The 16,639-nt window shown below is 54.9% G+C and carries 14 protein-coding genes; 8 read left to right on the top strand and 6 right to left on the bottom strand.

The genetic code is table 11. The annotated features are described in order from the left end of the window. Positions 1-63: 63 nt before the first annotated feature. Both G506_RS0104290 and G506_RS21215 read right to left on the bottom strand, forming a co-directional pair. On the bottom strand, positions 64-687 hold the full coding sequence (locus tag G506_RS0104290) for a sugar O-acetyltransferase (RefSeq protein ID WP_205619469.1): 624 nt from the start codon (positions 685-687) through the stop codon (positions 64-66). Then, a complete protein-coding gene (locus G506_RS21215; protein WP_035387004.1) occupies positions 633-1,157 on the bottom strand; it encodes a prepilin-type N-terminal cleavage/methylation domain-containing protein in 525 nt (174 codons plus the stop codon). Before G506_RS21215 ends, G506_RS0104290 begins: the two co-directional genes overlap by 55 nt. A 190-nt stretch (positions 1,158-1,347) precedes the next feature. Here G506_RS21215 and G506_RS18725 point away from each other — a divergent pair, with 190 nt between their 5' ends. Further along, a complete protein-coding gene (locus G506_RS18725) occupies positions 1,348-1,824 on the top strand; it encodes a phosphatase domain-containing putative toxin (RefSeq protein WP_051201891.1) in 477 nt (158 codons plus the stop codon). Between the two features lie 1,037 nt (positions 1,825-2,861). Here the strand turns inward: G506_RS18725 and G506_RS18730 are convergent. From G506_RS18730 to G506_RS0104315, 3 genes are all read right to left on the bottom strand, one after another. Further along, positions 2,862-4,373 (bottom strand): DEAD/DEAH box helicase, encoded by a 1,512-nt coding sequence (locus tag G506_RS18730; protein ID WP_035387005.1) that lies wholly within the window; start codon positions 4,371-4,373, stop codon positions 2,862-2,864. Between the two features lie 257 nt (positions 4,374-4,630). Then, positions 4,631-5,155 (bottom strand): MerR family transcriptional regulator, encoded by a 525-nt coding sequence (locus G506_RS0104310; protein ID WP_028115800.1) that lies wholly within the window; start codon positions 5,153-5,155, stop codon positions 4,631-4,633. 34 nt (positions 5,156-5,189) lie between these two features. Then, positions 5,190-6,074, bottom strand: coding sequence for a DMT family transporter (locus G506_RS0104315; protein ID WP_028115801.1), 885 nt, complete (start codon positions 6,072-6,074; stop codon positions 5,190-5,192). Positions 6,075-6,671: 597 nt separating this feature from the next. On the opposite strand from G506_RS0104315, the gene G506_RS0104320 reads away from it, so the two are divergent. The 7 genes from G506_RS0104320 to rfaH all read left to right on the top strand — a co-directional run bounded on the left by G506_RS0104320 (position 6,672) and on the right by rfaH (position 14,270). Then, entirely contained in the window at positions 6,672-6,935 is a 264-nt protein-coding gene (locus G506_RS0104320; RefSeq protein WP_028115802.1) for a chaperone NapD, read from the top strand. Then, a complete protein-coding gene (gene napA, locus G506_RS0104325) occupies positions 6,932-9,430 on the top strand; it encodes a nitrate reductase catalytic subunit NapA (RefSeq protein ID WP_028115803.1) in 2,499 nt (832 codons plus the stop codon). The genes G506_RS0104320 and napA (G506_RS0104325) overlap by 4 nt, the downstream gene beginning before the upstream one ends. Positions 9,431-9,440: 10 nt before the next feature. Beyond that, the gene (locus G506_RS0104330) at positions 9,441-9,857 is read left to right on the top strand and encodes a nitrate reductase cytochrome c-type subunit (protein WP_028115804.1); all 417 of its coding nucleotides are present in this window, start codon (positions 9,441-9,443) and stop codon (positions 9,855-9,857) included. A gap of 451 nt (positions 9,858-10,308) precedes the next feature. Further along, positions 10,309-10,581, top strand: a complete 273-nt coding sequence (locus G506_RS0104335) for a chaperone NapD (protein ID WP_035387006.1) — start codon at positions 10,309-10,311, stop codon at positions 10,579-10,581. Then, positions 10,578-13,082, top strand: a complete 2,505-nt coding sequence (napA, locus tag G506_RS0104340) for a nitrate reductase catalytic subunit NapA (protein ID WP_028115806.1) — start codon at positions 10,578-10,580, stop codon at positions 13,080-13,082. The genes G506_RS0104335 and napA (G506_RS0104340) overlap by 4 nt, the downstream gene beginning before the upstream one ends. Before the next feature lie 9 nt (positions 13,083-13,091). Then, positions 13,092-13,523 (top strand): nitrate reductase cytochrome c-type subunit, encoded by a 432-nt coding sequence (locus G506_RS0104345; protein WP_028115807.1) that lies wholly within the window; start codon positions 13,092-13,094, stop codon positions 13,521-13,523. A 252-nt stretch (positions 13,524-13,775) separates the two neighbouring features. Next, positions 13,776-14,270 (top strand): transcription/translation regulatory transformer protein RfaH, encoded by a 495-nt coding sequence (gene rfaH / locus G506_RS18735; RefSeq protein ID WP_051201892.1) that lies wholly within the window; start codon positions 13,776-13,778, stop codon positions 14,268-14,270. Between the two features lie 165 nt (positions 14,271-14,435). On the opposite strand, the gene G506_RS0104355 is transcribed toward rfaH, so the two are convergent. Beyond that, on the bottom strand, positions 14,436-15,830 hold the full coding sequence (locus G506_RS0104355; RefSeq protein ID WP_028115808.1) for a cytochrome c biosynthesis protein: 1,395 nt from the start codon (positions 15,828-15,830) through the stop codon (positions 14,436-14,438). Positions 15,831-16,639: the final 809 nt, after the last annotated feature.

Here is a 16,639-nt window from a genome sequence, read left to right on the forward strand (position 1 = left end):
GTTGCGCTGTTAGCCAAATCAAAGCCCTGCAATTGCAGGGCTTTGTTGTTTCTGGAGCGTACTTTAAGCGCGGTTATCGGCTTTCAATACTCTGGCTGGATTACCACCGACGGTGGTAAAGGCGGCAACATCTTTGGTGACGACCGAACCGGCCGCGACAATCGCCCCTTTGCCGATGGTGACCCCCGGCAACACAATCACCCCTGCGCCCAGCCAAACGTTGTCTTCAATTACGATCGGTTTGGCGGTTTCCATCCCAGCTTGGCGCTCGGCCATATCATTGGCGTGATTAACGGTGATCAGCTGACATTTGGGGCCGATCAGCACGTAGTCACCGATGGTGATGCCGGCGTGATCCAACAGCACACAATCCCAATTGATAAAGCTGCGCTCGCCGATGCGAATAAACTGGCCATAGCAGGTGAACAGCGGCGGCTGGATCATGGCGCTATCAGCCATCTGCAGTCCCATCTGGCGCAGTAGCTGCTGACCGTCGTTGCAACTCACCCCTTGGTTAAAGGCTTTAAGTAGTGGATACAGTCGCTGACGGATCTGCTCCAGTTCATCGGCAAACAAGCTGTAGGGCTGGCCGGATTGCATTAGGGTGATGGCGTTGGTCATGGCGTTCGGGCTTAACAGCCGGTGGTTACGTACTTTACGGAATTTTGGTCGTAATACATACGACACAGACCTGCTTTGATGTCGCCGTTTTTAAGCGTATCAAAACCGATATAAAGTTGGTGCTGACTTGCCCCGGTCTTAATCACCAGGCTGGGATCGATTTCAATCACTTTATGTACTTGATGATTATCAACCATCCACTTGCCGTGTTCGTTAATCATCATCACGTCGATGCCATCGTTATTGAGGATGTCTTCTTGATCCAACGAGCTGTCACTGTCGATAGCCCCATTGTTGTTCATATCTAAAAACGGTTGGGATGCGCCGGTAGCAAATAGCAAATTACCGGGGATCTCTGCGGCGACTTGGGTCATGCGGATGGCGTCTTTTAACGATGCTGCTAGGGCCTCAATGGTGGCGATTCGCGCCTCACGTTGCATATCAATGTACTTGGGAGCTGCCACTGCAGCTAGTACACCTAAAATGACGATCACCACCACCAATTCAACCAAGGTAAAGCCGGGTTGCTTGTTCATGTTGTTCACCTCAGTGACAAAAAAGGGCGTTATTGTACCGCTCTCTCGCAGTTTAGCTGTTGAGTATCGATGTAAATTTGCGCGAGATCGGTAATTTTGCGCTTGAATTTGATTCGGGTTATCACCATTTCCTATGCATCTCATCGGCAAGCGTTAGGTTTGCTGTTTTTCCCTAATTGGATCAATTGATATGAGCTTTACTCCTGCCTTAACCGCCATTGGTGAACTGCAATTTGCCCTGCATCCCGCCCCAGGTCTAGATGGCCAATTAACGGCCGATGTCGCGACGTTAAAACAAGCCGGTGTCGGCGTGGTGGTAACCACTTTGACTCCAGCGGAGCTAACCGAGTTTGGTTTGGCTGAGTTAGGCCAAACTGTGCAAGCGGCCGACATCGTTTGGCTGCATCTACCGGTACAGGATAAGTCCCTGCCTGCCGCAGAATTTGAACAAGGCTGGGCGGATGCTTTAGAGCAGCTAACTGAATCTGCCGCAGCCGGTGAGCGAATTTCGGTGCATTGCCGTGGTGGCACCGGTCGCACCGGCTTAGTCGCCGCCAAAATCGCCTTGGCACTGGGTGCCGATTTTGATGCCACCATCGACGCGATTCGCGTCGCCCGCCCGGGTGCGCTGCAAGCGGAAGCGCAGTTGGATTACCTGCGCGGGTAAATTTTCGTTGGCGCAATCCTCTGCGGTTCATTCGGCCTGCTCTAAGCCGACTTGTTGACGCCGAGTGGAATCGCAAACGTAGCGGCACGCCGAGGGCAGGATGCCCGAGAGGCCCGTGAAGGCAGGGATGCCGCCTCGGGCCGGTGCTGCCGCGAAGTGCGGTGAGAACGAGGGGCTTTCGTCAACCTTGGAGGCAAAGGGGAATCCAATGGGGCGAAGCCCCGTGGCCGCCGGAGGCAGAGAAAAGAGAGTTGGTAGTGATTGATTCGCCGTAGGCAGAAACAGCAAGGCGATCGCCAAGTTCTATCTCCCTATTGCATAGCCATTAGCCTCCGGCGGGCGAGGGCTGCGCCCTCTGCACACCCGAAAGCCTCCAACACGGCGACAACTCTTCGCTCCTTGTGCTGCTCCTTTCGGCACTGCGCTGATGCGCCATCCCGGATACCAATGCTACGAGGTAGTTTCTCTGCTCAGAAGCGCTCACAGGCAATGAATCGAGGCAGCGTTTAGTGGCAATAGTGGGCCTATTTCGAGAAACGCTAACGTAGAGTCAATGGCTGTGAGCGCTTCCCTTCGGGCTGGCTGAAATGGCCACAATACGGCGTTAGTTAACTTTGCTTTAGAGCCACTAAAGCGTCAGTTAACTGCCTTGTCTTGTACCCATTTCAGCTCAGCTGAGTGCGGAAATACCTCGCAGCATTGGTATATAAGCAGCGCACTTCGGCCATCCATGCCCTACGGCCTCAATACGCAGCCCACCACTCAGCGCCGCGAGTCGGCCAAAGCCCGTTGGCGCAACCGTCATCTATAAATTGTATTAGGTTGCGTTTTTGATGACGGTGATTTGAAGTGCTTTTGACTGACAACTGACAACTGACAACTGACAACTGACAACTGACAACTGACAACTGACAACTGACAACTGACAACTGACAACTGACAACTGACAACTGACAACTGACAACTGACAACTGACAACTGCGCCAGATACAACAAGGGCGTCATCTTGCGATGACGCCCTTGTTTATGGACAAGCCTTAACCGTTGTTAGAACGGTTTGGCTGGCGGTTGCCGCCTTGGCCACCGGCGGCGTTGCCACTGCGGTTTTGACCGCCACGACGACGCTGGCCGTTGCGGTTACCGGCAGGCTTATCACCTTGGCCGCCATTGCCCTGATTGGTGCGCTGGCCGCCAGTTGGGCGCTGACCATCACGACCTTGACCACCTTGACGTTGGCCTTGGCCGCCGTTTGGACGACGACGGCGGTTGCCGTTGTGGTTGCGAGCCTGACCTTCACCGTTAGTGGCAGCGTTGCCTTGTGGCTGACCGCCTCCAGCTTGTGGGGCTTTCGGCTTTTTCGGTTTCTTTGGCTTTTTCGCTTTCAGCGGACGCAGTGGCTTTGATTCTGGCAGCGGGTGATGCGGATTGAAGCCGTCGACAACTTCCCGTGGCAGATGCTGCTGGGTCAGCTGTTCGATGTCATTCAGCAGCTCGAACTCTTCGGCGCACACCAAGGAAATGGCATGACCTGAAGCGCCAGCGCGACCGGTACGACCGATGCGGTGAACGTAGTCTTCCGCCACCTGTGGCAGTTCGAAGTTCACCACCTGTGGCAGCTGATCGATATCGAGACCACGAGCGGCGATATCGGTAGCAACCAAGGCGCGAATGTCACCGGATTTGAACTCGGCCAAAGCGCGGGTACGAGCACCTTGGCTCTTGTTGCCGTGAATTGGCGCCGCTTTGATGTTGAACTCTTCCAAATGACGCGCCAAGCGGTTGGCCATGTGCTTGGTCTTGGTAAACACCAATACCTGCTGCCAGTTGTTTTGGCCGATCAGCTGGGTCAGCAGCATCGCTTTTTGCTTCTTATCAACCGGGTGAACCAGCTGCTCTACGGTGCGGGCGGTGGCGTTTTTCGGGGTGACCGAAATTTCCACTGGGTTGTGCACCAAGCCTTTGGCTAAGTCGCGAATTTCATCAGAGAAAGTGGCCGAGAACAGCAGGTTCTGACGCTTGGCTGGCAGCAGCGCCAGGATCTTTTTGATGTCGCGGATAAAGCCCATATCCAGCATGCGGTCGGCTTCATCCAGCACCAGCACTTCCAGCTGGTCAAAACGGATGGCGTTTTGCTGATACAAGTCCAGCAGACGGCCGGGACAGGCCACCAGCAGTTCCACACCGCGGCGCAGATTCATCATCTGCGGGTTGATCTTCACCCCACCGTAAACCACCGCGCTGCGCAGCGGGGTGTGACGGGCGTATTGGTCGATGTTTTCCTGCACCTGCGCCGCCAGTTCGCGGGTTGGGGTCAGGATCAGCGCTTTACAGCGGTTAGCGCTGGCACGCTGACTGCCTTGCAGGCGCTCAAGGATCGGCAGGGTAAAGCCAGCAGTTTTGCCGGTACCGGTTTGCGCCGCCGCCATTACGTCTTGGCCCGCGAGGACCGCTGGGATCGCCTCAGCCTGAATTGGGGTTGGGGTGGTGTAGCCCTGTTCTTCAATGGCACGCAGCAGCGGTGCCGATAGGCCGAGATCGTTAAAACTCATGAGTTCTCGCAGTAGGGGGATTCAAAAGGGGGCGCAGTGTAGCCGAAAGTTCGAGCAATTGCTGCTTAAATGCGTCGATGGGGGTAATTGGCCATCTCTTGGCAGTGATTAGATGTTCGTTATCAGTCGTGAGTTTTGAGTTGTTAGCTAGCAGTAATCAGCTTGCAGTTATCAGTTATTAGGAGCTTGGTAACGGTGCCAGAATGTCAGCAATTAACAGCCGCTTTGGTGTGCTTGCTCTAACTGAAAACTGCCGACTAATAACTGCTTTTATCTGACCGTATTCGGTCGATCTCCACCTCATCGATACCGAGCGAGCGTAAAAACTGCAGGTGGCTGGCGGGCGCGCTTTGTTCAAAATTACGGTGCCACTGGCGCATCTGCGCTTCATCAAAGCCGGCGGTTTGCATCATCGCTACCCAACGGGCTTTGCTCATCGATACCGTCGCTGCCAATTGCGGCTGCTGCAGGGCCAACATTATCGCGTGCTGTTGTTGCCGCAATTGCTCAATCTGCTGTTCCAGCTCGCTGAAGTGTTGGCTCAGCAGCGCAGCTTGTTGGCTTAGATCATCCCGGCTGAGCAGCTGTTTGATCTCGCTGATCCCAAGGCCGTAGCTGCGATAACTGCAGATCTGCTGCAACCGCGCCACCGCTTTGGCGTCGTAATAGCGGTAGCCGTTGGCCGCTCGTAGGGTCGGCAGCAGCAGTTGCTCGCGCTCGTAATAGAGTAACGTGGTGCGCGACAGCGAATGCTGTCGCGCCAATTGGGTGATGGTGATCATGCCAAGCAAGCCAATAGTTTTGATGTCCGCCAGTTTAGCGTTTCGAGCGCCACAGCGGCAGCAGTGCCGACAGCATTAGTACCGCGATGCCAAGCACACCGACGCAGTTTGGCAGTTCGTGGAATAGGCCATAACCGAGGCCGATGGCAAACAGCATCTTGCTGTAGCCGACGTTGCTCACCACATTGGCGGGCGCTTTTTGATAGGCGCTGACCCCCAGCCCGGTGGCTAGCGCCGATACCAAACCGATCAGCCCAAGACCTAACAGTTCATGAATAGTTGGCGTCTGCCATTGGCTGAGCGCGAACGGCAGCACCAGCAGTCCCACCGCTGCCGCTTGATAGGTCATTAGGGTGGTTTTGCTGTGCACTTGGCTTAAGTGACGAACGCAGCTGGCGGCGCCGGCTCCGCCCAGTGCCGCTAACAGACCAGCGCCAATATAGAGGCTGTCGGTCAGGGCGAATGTCGGCTGGGTGATCAGCATTACCCCAATAAAGCCGACGGCGATGGTTAATACCCGCTGGCGGCTGATCGACTCGTTTAGCCACAGTTTGGCGATCAGCGCCACAAACAGCACCCCAGTAAAGCCCAGAGCAGTAGCGTCGGCCAGTGGCAGGTTGCTGAACGCGATAAAGCCAAAGTACAGCGACATCAAGGCGGTGATGATCCGCAGGCCATGCAGTGGCAGCGATTTGGGCCGCCACAAGTCTTGGCCGAAGCGCCGGATCAGCGGCAGTAACAGCAGCAGAAACACCAGTTGCCGACACAGCAGAATTTGCAGCAGCGACAGCTGCGCCGCCAATTGCTTGACCAGCGCCCCCTCCAGCACAAACAACAGATTGGAACCCAGTGCCAGTATCACTCCAAGTTGCAGCGGCGACAGTCGCTGGCAGTGGTTTTTTAACGCCGTTAACGACATCGGTTTATCTCCCCCAAACCCATAAAGGGGCGAGACGGTAAAGGTGACACTGGTAGACGGGTCAACGCCCAAGAGCTTCAGTTAATAGTTTTTAGCTATCAGCTATCAGCTATCAGCTATCAGCTATCAGCTATCAGTTGTCAGTTAGTCGTGAGTAGTTGCTCAGCGGGATGGGATTGGTTACTTCGCGGTGCTGTTGCTGTTACTAACCGCTAATGACTATCAACTGATTACTTCGTGGTGCTGTTGCTGTTACTAACCGCTAATGACTATCAACTGATTACTTCGTGGTGCTGTTGCTGTTACTACCGCTAATGACTATCAACTGATTACTGTGTGGTGCTGTTGCTCTTACTAACCGCGAATTATTACCCACTGTTCACAACGTTGGCCGCGCTTTCTGATCTTGCTCTTACTAACGACTAAATACTGATAACTGCCATCGCTATAACTGCTTATTTAGAAAGGCATTTCACTTGCATGTTAGGTATTTGTGACAACCTTTTCATAACAATTCTAATACCCCATAAGGGGTAGTTGCATGGGCGTTGCTCAGGCAGATACTGAGGGTGTTTTTTCACACGGTAAGGTAAGGGAATGGATCAGGAATATCACGTCGTAAGCCTGGTGGTACACGCTAATCCGGCGCAGCAGCAACTGGTTGAGCAACAACTGGCACAGCAGCCGCACGCCGAAGTGGTGACCGCCACCGAGGATGGCAGATACGTGGTGGTGATCGACGGCGACACTCGCCAACAGGTGCTGGATGACATCGAAGCCGTACAGCAGTTTGAAGGGGTGATCTCCACCGCCTTGGCTTACCACCAAGTTGAGCAACTACAGAGCGAGAATGCCCAATGAGTATTAGTCGTCGCGATTTTATCAAAGCCAATGCCGCGGTTGCCGCGGCGACCGCCGTGGGAGCCGCCATCCCAGTATCGGTGGCCAACGCTGCCACTGCCGGCACCTCTAACATCAAGTGGGATAAAGCCCCATGCCGCTTCTGCGGTACCGGCTGTTCGATCCTAATCGGCACCCAAAATGGCAAGGTGGTGGCCTCCAAAGGCGATCCGGAGTCTCCGGTTAACCAAGGCCTTGCTTGTGTGAAAGGCTACTTCCTGCCGAAGATCATGTACGGCGAAGACCGTCTGACCGCGCCGCTGCTGCGGATGAAAAATGGCCAGTTCGATAAGTCTGGTACCCTGCAGCCGGTCACTTGGGATACCGCCTTTGATGTGATGGCCGACAAATGGAAAGCCGCCCTGAAAGCCAAAGGCCCAACCTCGGTGGGGATGTTTGGTTCTGGCCAATGGACCGTTTGGGACGGCTACGTTGCCGCCAAGATGATGAAGGCCGGTTTCCGGACCAATAACATTGATCCGAACGCCCGCCACTGTATGGCGTCGGCGGTAGTGGGCTTTATGCGCGCCTTCGGTATCGATGAGCCAATGGGCTGTTACGACGACATCGAACACGCCGATGCCTTTGTGCTGTGGGGCGCTAACCCAGCGGAAGCGCATCCAGTATTGTGGTCGCGTTTGAGCAAGCGCCGTCTGGGTCACCCAGGTTGCACCGTGCATGCACTGTCCACCTATGAAAACCGCTGCTTCGACTTGTCTGACAACAAGATGATCTTTAAGCCGCATTCCGACTTGGTGATCCTTAACTTCTTGGCCAACTACATCATTCAAAACGATGCGGTTAACAAAGACTTTGTCAGCAAGCACACCAAGTTTGCCGAAGCGACTCCAGACATCGGTTACGGCCTGCGTCCAGAGCACCCACTGCAGCAGAAAGCCAAGAATCCAGACAACGGCAAGATGACGCCGATGAGCTTCGAGCAGTACGCCAAGTTCCTTGAACCGTACACCCTCGAGCATGCGGTAGAGATGTCCGGGGTACCGGCCGAGCAACTGCTGCAGTTGGCCAAGCTGTACGCCGATCCAACCAAGAAGATCATGTCGCTGTGGTGCATGGGCGTGAACCAGCACGTTCGCGGCGTGTGGGCCAACAACTCGATCTACAACCTGCACCTGCTGACCGGCAAGATCTCCGAGCCTGGCAACAGCCCATTCTCGCTGACTGGCCAGCCATCCGCTTGTGGTACCGCCCGTGAAGTGGGCACCTTTGCCCACCGTTTGCCAGCCGACATGGTGGTGATGAACGAGAAACACCGTGATATCACCGAGAAACGCTGGCAGCTGCCAAAAGGCACCATTCCAGCTAAGCCGGGCTACCACGCCACCTTGCAGAGCCGGATGCTGAAAGACGGCAAGTTGAATGTGTACTGGACTCAGACCACCAACAACCTGCAGGCCGGGCCGAACATCAACCAAGAGACCCTGCCGGGCTTCTTGAATCCACAAAACTTCATCATCGTTTCCGACGCCTACCCAACTGTGACCGCGTTGGCGGCGGATCTGGTGTTGCCAACCGCGATGTGGATTGAAAAAGAGGGCGCTTACGGCAACGCCGAGCGTCGTACCCAGTTCTGGCATCAGATGATCAAAGCCCCAGGGGCGGCACAATCTGACTTGTGGCAGATGTTGGAGTTCTCCAAGCGCTTCCAGATGGAAGAGGTATGGCCGGAAGAGTTGCTGGCGCAAGCGCCGCAGTACCGTGGCAAGAGCATGTATGAGGTGCTGTTTGCCAACGGCGTGGTCGACAAGTTCCCACTGTCAGACTGTAAAGGGCCAATCCACGACGAGAGCAAGCACTTTGGCTTCTACGTTCACAAAGGTCTGTTTGAAGAGTACGCCGCCTTTGGCCGTGGCCATCAGCACGATCTCGACAGCTTCGACGTCTACCACCAGACCCGTGGTAAACGTTGGCCGGTGATCAATGGCCAAGAGACCAAGTGGCGCTTTAAAGATGGCTTAGATCCGTACGCCAAAGCCGGCAGCGACTTTGATTTTTACGGCAAGCCAGATGGCAAGGCGCTGATTATCGCCAACCCATACGAGCCGCCAGCGGAGATGCCGGATGCCGAGCACGATCTGTGGTTGTGTACCGGTCGGATCTTGGAGCATTGGCACACTGCCTCGATGACTGGCCGGGTGCCAGAGCTGAAGCGGGCGATGAACTCCGCCAAGGTGTACATGCACCCACAAGATGCCGCTAAGCGTGGTTTGGCTAACGGTGACGAGGCTGTGGTGTCGAACTCTCGTGGTGAGATCCGCATTCGAGTGGAAACCAAAGGCCGTAACAAGCCGCCGGTAGGAGTGGTGTTTATCCCATTCTTTGATGCGCGGGCGCTGGTGAACAAGCTGATTCTGGACGCGGTTGATCCGCTCTCGAAAGAGACCGATTTCAAGAAGTGCCCAGTGAAAATCGTTAAAGCATCGGCCGAGGCCTAAGGAGAGCAACATGAACAAGTTACTGTTAACCGCTGGTGCCGTTGCCATCTTGCTGTCCGGCTGCAGCATGACCGAAAGCGCTCAGGTAGAAGCCCCGAAAGGGATGCGTGATGGGGCTGCTCCGGCGGTAACCATGGCTGCCGGCCCGGCGCCGGTGTACCCAAAGAAAGCGGCAACCGCCGCGCGCAATTGGGATGGGCAGCCACCGGTGATCCCGCACGATTACAAGCGGCCTATTACCACCAAGCGCAACAGCTGCACCAGCTGTCACAAAGCGCCGGTGGCTGGCAAGACCGCCAAGATCACCGCAACCCATGCCAGCCACTATGAGGCCAATGGCAAGTTGAACAACCTGTTCTACAACTGCACCGCCTGTCACGTTGCCCAAGCGGACAACGTTAAACCGGCGATTGGTAACCTGTTTTAAGGTTGCTGGTTAGGATCAAAGGGTCACCGCAAGGTGGCCCTTTTTTTATCGGCGACCAGTCATTAGTTATCAGTATTGATAGTAATTAGTCGTTAGTTATCAGTATTGATAGTAATTAGTTGTTAGTTATCAGTGATTAGTAAGAGCCAGAGCTAGAGGTTAGAGGTTAGAGGTTGGGGTCGACTGAGTTTTGCTCTTCTCAAAAACTACTGACTGACAACTGACAACTGACAACTGACAACTGACAACTGACAACTAACTACTGTGACGGCCAACTAAGCGTTGTGGCGTCCCACACAAATTCACGGCTGTGCAGAAAAGAGTTTCAAAAGCGTGAGTTGGATCTGTGAGCAACTTCTCTCGTGAACGGCATTACTCCCAACGGGGTATAGAGCAAGCGTTCGCCACAGGTCGATACTCGCTGCCTAATTAATCTGATAAGGCATTGATTGTGGGACAACATCCTCAAGAGTTGCACGTTGCCAGTTTGGTGGTGCACGCCAATCCAAGCAAACATCTGCAGGTGCAGCAGCAGATCGCGACACTGGCTAACGCAGAACTGGTTAGTCAAACCGACGATCACCGCTACATCGTGGTGCTGGACGGCGACAATCGTCAGCAACTGTTGGACAGCATCGAAGCGCTGCAGCAGTTCGATGGAGTGATCTCCACTGCCCTTGCCTATCACCAAGTTGAATCTGTAGAGAGCGAGAACGCCGCATGAGCATCAGTCGTCGCGATTTTCTAAAAGCCAATGCCGCCGTTGCTGCCGCTACCGCCGTTGGCGCCACCCTGCCTGTAACCATGGTGGAAGCCGCCGAAGCCGGTGAATCAAAACTGAAGTGGCAAAAAGCCGCTTGCCGATTCTGTGGCACCGGTTGTTCAATCATGGTCGGTACCGAAAACGATCGGGTGGTGGCCACTAAAGGCGATCCGGAATCCCCAGTAAACCAAGGTTTGGCCTGTATCAAAGGCTACTTCCTGCCGAAGATCATGTACGGGCAGGATCGCCTAAGCCAGCCACTGCTACGGATGAAGAACGGCCAGTTCGATAAATCCGGCAGCCTGCAGCCTGTCACTTGGGAACACGCCTTTGAGGTGATGGCCTCTAAGTGGAAAACCGCACTGAAGAAAAAGGGCCCAACCTCCGTTGGTATGTTCGGCTCGGGCCAATGGACCATCTGGGAAGGCTACGCCGCCTCCAAGCTGATGAAAGCTGGCTTTCGCTCCAACAACATCGATCCTAATGCCCGCCACTGTATGGCATCGGCGGTAGTGGGCTTTATGCGCACCTTCGGCATCGATGAGCCAATGGGCTGTTACGACGATTTCGAGCACGCCGACGCGTTTGTGCTGTGGGGCTCGAACGCCGCCGAGATGCACCCGATCCTGTGGTCGCGGATGTCCAACCGTCGCTTAAGCCACAAAGGCACCAGCATTCACACCCTGTCGACTTACGAGAACCGCAGCTTCGAGTTGACCGACAACAAGATGGTGATGAAGCCGCAGTCGGATCTGGTGATCCTTAACTACATCGCCAACTACATCATCGAAAACGATGCGGTAAACCACGACTTCGTTACCAAGCACACCAAGTTTGCCGAAGCGACCCCGGACATCGGCTACGGCCTGCGTCCAGAGCACCCAGCAGAGCAAGCGGCTAAGAACCCGGGCAATGGCAAAACTAAGCCGATGAGCTTTGCTGAGTACGCCGAGTATTTGAAGCCATACACCTTGGAGTACGCGGCGCAGATGTCTGGCGTTGACGCCGACAAACTGGAAGCGCTGGCTAAGGTGTACGCCGATCCGAAGCAGAAGGTGATGTCGCTGTGGTGTATGGGCATCAACCAGCACACCCGTGGTGTTTGGGCTAACAACTCGATCTACAACCTGCACTTGCTGACCGGCAAGATCTCCGAGCCAGGCAACAGCCCATTCTCGCTGACTGGCCAGCCGTCGGCCTGTGGTACTGCCCGTGAAGTGGGTACTTTTGCCCACCGTTTGCCGGCGGACATGGTGGTGGCCAATCCAAAACACCGCGAGTTCACCGAAGCCAAGTGGCAGCTGCCAAAAGGCACCATTCCAGCCAAGCCGGGTTACCACGCGGTGGCGCAGAGCCGTGCTCTGAAAGATGGCGATCTGAACGTGTATTGGACCATGTGTACCAACAACATGCAGGCCGGGCCGAACATCAACGATGAGATCTTGCCGGGCTTCCTAAACCCAGAGAACTTCATCATCGTTTCCGATCCATACCCAACCGTGACCGCGCTGACCGCCGATCTGGTGCTGCCAACCGCGATGTGGGTTGAGAAAGAGGGCGCCACCGGTAACGCTGAGCGTCGTACCCAGTTCTGGCATCAGATGGTGAAACCACAACCAGGAGCGAAATCCGACCTGTGGCAGTTGATGGAGTTCTCTAAGCACTTCACCGTCGAAGAGGTGTGGCCAGCGGAGCTTATCGCCCAGAAGCCGGAATACGCCGGTAAGACCCTGTTCGATGTGCTGTTTGCCAACGGCAAAGTGAATAAGTTCGAACGCAGCGAGTGTCAGTCACCGCTGAACGACGAATCCGATCACTTTGGCTTCTACGTGCAAAAGGGCCTGTTTGAAGAGTACGCCGCCTTTGGTCGCGGCAAAGCCCACGATTTGGCGTCGTTTGAAACCTACCACCAAGTGCGCGGTCTGCGTTGGCCGGTGGTGGATGGCAACGAAACCCGTTGGCGCTTTAAAGAGGGTCTGGATCCGTATGCCAAAGCCGGCAGCGGTTTTGATTTCTACGGCCACGCCGATGGCAAAGCGGTGATCATCGCCTCGCCATACGAAGCGCCAGTGGAAGTGCCAAACAGCGAATACGATCTGTGGCTGTCGACCGGTCGAGTGCTGGAGCACTGGCACACCGGTTCTATGACCGCCCGCGTGCCAGAGTTGAAAAAAGCGATGCCGTACGCCAAGGTCTACATGCACCCACAAGATGCCCAGCAGCGTGGCCTCAGCAACGGCGATGAAGCGCTGGTGTCTAGCCCGCGCGGCGAAGTGCGGGTGCGGGTGGAAACCAAAGGCCGCAACAAACCGCCGGTCGGTTTGGTGTTTATCCCATTCTTCGACGCCCGGGCGCTGGTCAACAAGTTGTTGTTGGATGCTACCGATCCGCTATCGAAAGAGACCGACTTTAAGAAGTGTCCGGTGAAGATTGTTAAAGCCCCAATGGTTGCGAAGGCGTAAGGAGAAACCATGAAAAAACCAATGATGGCCGCTTCCTTAGTATTGGCCTCGTCACTGACTTTGGTGGGCTGCTCGCTGTTTCAAGCGGCGGAGCCGTTCGAGGCGCCACAAGGCTTGCGTCAAGGCACCCCAGTTGCGGCAACCCAAGTGCAAGGTGAGAAGCCGGTGTACCCGAAAAAGGGCGAGATCCTTACCCGTAACTGGGATGGCCAGCCGCCGCTTATTCCACACGCGGCGGATAAGCCGATGAACCTGAAGCGTAACGGCTGTTTGATGTGCCACAAACCGGCTAAGCCGGGCGCTAAGCCAGCCAAGGCGACCGCGACCCACGCTTCGCACTTTTTAGACGGTGGCAAGAAACTGAACAACCAGTTCTACAACTGTACTCAGTGTCACGTACCGCAGTCACAGATTGTGCCGGAAGTGGCTAATAGCTATTAAGAACTGGGCTGCTAAATGCAGCTACGACTTGTAATTATCGAACTCCATCATTAACTCCGATAATTGTTAAGCGACAAAACCGACGCAGGCAGGCGTCGGTTTTTTTTTACGCATTTTTCGACAGGTTTTTCGACAAGCGGCCAGTGAATCAAATTCGTCACTTTGGTGCATTTAAAAGCTTTGTTATGCTGCTCTGCTTATATAGAAATGCAGTTTTTAGCGACTGTAGGTTGCCTAAAGCGAGGGAGTGGCATGCTGGCGTGGTATCTACTGCACTGTAAAAGTCGCAAGGAACAGGCGGTAGTTTCCTGGTTTGCGGCGCAGGACATCAACACCTTTGTGCCCGAAATTGCGGTGCAAAAGTTGGTGGCGGGTAAGAAAGTGCAGCGTACCGAAGCGCTGTTTCCGGGTTACCTGTTTGTTCGCTTCGATCCCCACGTTACCCCGTTCGCACGGATCAACGGCGCCCCCAATGTCGGTTCGATAGTCCGTACCAATAAGCAGTTGTTGCCGGTGGAAACCTCGTTGGTGGTAAGCCTGCGTGAAGCGCAAAATCGGCGCACCGAACCGATGGATGAACTGCCTAAGCGCGGCGATAAGATCCGCATTCATCAAGGCCCATTCGCTAATCTGGAAGCGATTTTCGACGAGCCCGATGGTGACAAGCGCAGCATGTTGTTGATTGAGATGATGGGCAAACCGCAGCGATTGTCGCTGGATAACCTCTCCTTCGGGCGGTTACGTTGATTGGGTAATAGTTTGATGTCCAGAATCTGGTCGAGGATAGCGGCTGTCAATCTAGGATTACGATTGAAGGCATAGTGGCTCTACGTCGAAATCGTATGACGAAGAGTGGCAGTTGCTAGTCCGACTCAGCAAAGGCGCCGGTTGGCGCCTTTGTTGTTTGGGTTATTAAACTCTGGCCTCGCGCCAACGTCGTACTAGGGTGATTGCCGCAGTCAGCAGGATAGAGCCCAAGATCAAGCCGATTGCCAGAGTCGCTTGTTGCAAGGCGGTTGGATCGATCACCAACATCAACCCCATCCCCGCCATCATGATGCCGGACATCAGCTTCAGGGTTTGCCCCTCTTTCTCGGTCAGCTTGCGCTTGCCCATGGTCATCGCAAACACGATCACAATCGCCAGCAGTGGGATCACGTAGATCAGGTTATACAGCACCAGATAGAGGTAACGACTGCTCAGTGGCAGATCGTGCAGAGTCAGCACGCTGGTGAAAATCATCGGGAAACCGGCGGTGCACAGCAGTTCATAAGCGTTGGCCAGAATCGACAGCACCACGGTGCCGATGATCATGGTGGTCATACTGCTGGCTTTGGTAAGTTGCCCCATCCGTTTAATCAGACCGCTGCGATTTTCCGCCGACATCGACAGTGACACCTCACCCTTAGTGGTGAAGTACTCCTTGATGTTCACGGTGGCGGCGGTAAGCGCCAGCAGTCCAGCGGCGGTCATGATCCAGCCGCCGTCGGAGCCCCCTAATAGCTCAAAGATGTTGAGCCAAGCGGTCATAAACAGGAAGTAGATAAAGCCGGAGAAGAACACAAAAATGCCGCCGACAATCAGCATTCGTACGCGACTTTTGGCATTGACCATAATCGACAGCAAAAACAGCAGCACAAAGAAGGCGCAGGGGTTAAAGGCATCAACCCCCGCCAGCACTACCGTCAGCAGCGGCAACGACATCTGTTCGGGCGCGACCACACCCAGCAGCGGTAACTCAATCGGTTGAATCGCTGGGGCCGTGGCAACCGCGCTGGTATCTAGGCCACAACTGCCATCGCTGCCTTTATCGCAGGTGGCGAACAGCGGTGGTGGATTGTCTTGTTGCAGTTTGAGAGTTTTGGCGAGCTCCGCTTGTTCGGCGTCGGTCAGCACGCCGCCATTGTGGCGATAGCAATCCACCAACTGCTTTAAGATAAAGCTGCCACTAACCGCTTCGCTGCTGTAGCCGACACTGGCTTTGCCGCAATAGGCAAAGTAGGGCACTGAACTGGCGGGGATTTGGGTTTCAGCGGCCACCTGTTGCAGTAGCTCGACGGTACCGGCCTGCTGGACTTTGGGGCTGATCAGGTTAATCCACGGGAAGCGTTGTGGCAGGGCATCGATAAACGGGTGGGCTTCGGCGCAGTGGGGGCAGGTTTCTGACCAGAAGAAATAGAGATTTACCTGCGCTGGCTTGGCACCTTGATCATTGAGCCACTCAACCTCGTTCGCTGCCAGCGGCGTTGCCACAATGGCCAGCAGTAACCATAGCGAGCCCCAAAGCCGCGCTAACATTCGTTCCATGAAACTTCCTAAGTAACCAAAATACTAATTGCTTAGGTTGTATAACAATTCCTCCTTGAGGTGTGTGATCCCCTTGGCTTGTTTGCTTTTTAAACAACATTCGAAAAGTTGGCGAGTTAAGTTGATGTGGCTTCGAGCGAACCGCTGACGCTTGCGCTAACGGGCTTCGGCTGTGCTCTTACGACTTACTGCAAGCTAATTGCTATCAACTCGCTTTTACCTTTGCCTCCGGCGGCCAAGGGCTGTGCCCTTTGGAATCCCCTACGCCTCCAAGGTTGACGAAAGCCCCTCGTTCTCACCGCACTTCGCGGCAGCATCGGCCCGAGGCGGCATCCATGCCTTCGCGGGCCTCTCGGGCATCCTGCCCTCGGCTTGCCACTGCGTTTGCGGTTTCACTCGGCGTCAACAAGTCGGCTTAAAGCCGCCATAGCAACCGTCATCAGAAGCATTAAGGGGAGTGATTTTCTAGCAACGGTTGCGCCAACGGTCTTTGGCCGACTCGCGGCGCTGAGCGGTGTGCTGCGTATTGAGGCCGGAGGCCATGGATGGCCGAAGTGCGCGGCTTAAATACCAATGCTACGAGGTATTTCCGCACTCAGCTGAGCTGAAATGGTTACAAGACAAGGCAGTTAAGTGACGCTCTAGTGGCTCTAAAGCAAAGTTAACTAACGCCGTATTGTGACCACTTCAGCCAGCCCGAAGGGAAGTGCTCACAGTCACTGACTCTACGTTAGCGTTTCTCGAAATAGGCCCACTATTGCCACTAAACGCTGCCTCGACTCATTGCCTGTGAGCGCTTCTGAGAAGAG

Origin of the sequence: Ferrimonas senticii DSM 18821 (assembly GCF_000422665.1) — a bacterium.
Taxonomy (GTDB): domain Bacteria; phylum Pseudomonadota; class Gammaproteobacteria; order Enterobacterales; family Shewanellaceae; genus Ferrimonas; species Ferrimonas senticii.

Excerpts from the sequence above, each read along its gene's own strand:
- G506_RS21215 (WP_035387004.1), bottom strand. The coding sequence starts at position 1,157 with ATGAACAAGCAACCCGGCTTTACCTTGGTTGAATTGGTGGTGGTGATC.
- G506_RS18725 (WP_051201891.1), top strand. The coding sequence starts at position 1,348 with ATGAGCTTTACTCCTGCCTTAACCGCCATTGGTGAACTGCAATTTGCC.
- G506_RS18730 (WP_035387005.1), bottom strand. The coding sequence starts at position 4,373 with ATGAGTTTTAACGATCTCGGCCTATCGGCACCGCTGCTGCGTGCCATT.
- G506_RS0104310 (WP_028115800.1), bottom strand. The coding sequence starts at position 5,155 with ATGATCACCATCACCCAATTGGCGCGACAGCATTCGCTGTCGCGCACC.
- G506_RS0104315 (WP_028115801.1), bottom strand. The coding sequence starts at position 6,074 with ATGTCGTTAACGGCGTTAAAAAACCACTGCCAGCGACTGTCGCCGCTG.
- G506_RS0104320 (WP_028115802.1), top strand. The coding sequence starts at position 6,672 with ATGGATCAGGAATATCACGTCGTAAGCCTGGTGGTACACGCTAATCCG.
- napA (WP_028115803.1), top strand. The coding sequence starts at position 6,932 with ATGAGTATTAGTCGTCGCGATTTTATCAAAGCCAATGCCGCGGTTGCC.
- G506_RS0104330 (WP_028115804.1), top strand. The coding sequence starts at position 9,441 with ATGAACAAGTTACTGTTAACCGCTGGTGCCGTTGCCATCTTGCTGTCC.
- napA (WP_028115806.1), top strand. The coding sequence starts at position 10,578 with ATGAGCATCAGTCGTCGCGATTTTCTAAAAGCCAATGCCGCCGTTGCT.
- G506_RS0104345 (WP_028115807.1), top strand. The coding sequence starts at position 13,092 with ATGAAAAAACCAATGATGGCCGCTTCCTTAGTATTGGCCTCGTCACTG.
- rfaH (WP_051201892.1), top strand. The coding sequence starts at position 13,776 with ATGCTGGCGTGGTATCTACTGCACTGTAAAAGTCGCAAGGAACAGGCG.
- G506_RS0104355 (WP_028115808.1), bottom strand. The coding sequence starts at position 15,830 with ATGGAACGAATGTTAGCGCGGCTTTGGGGCTCGCTATGGTTACTGCTG.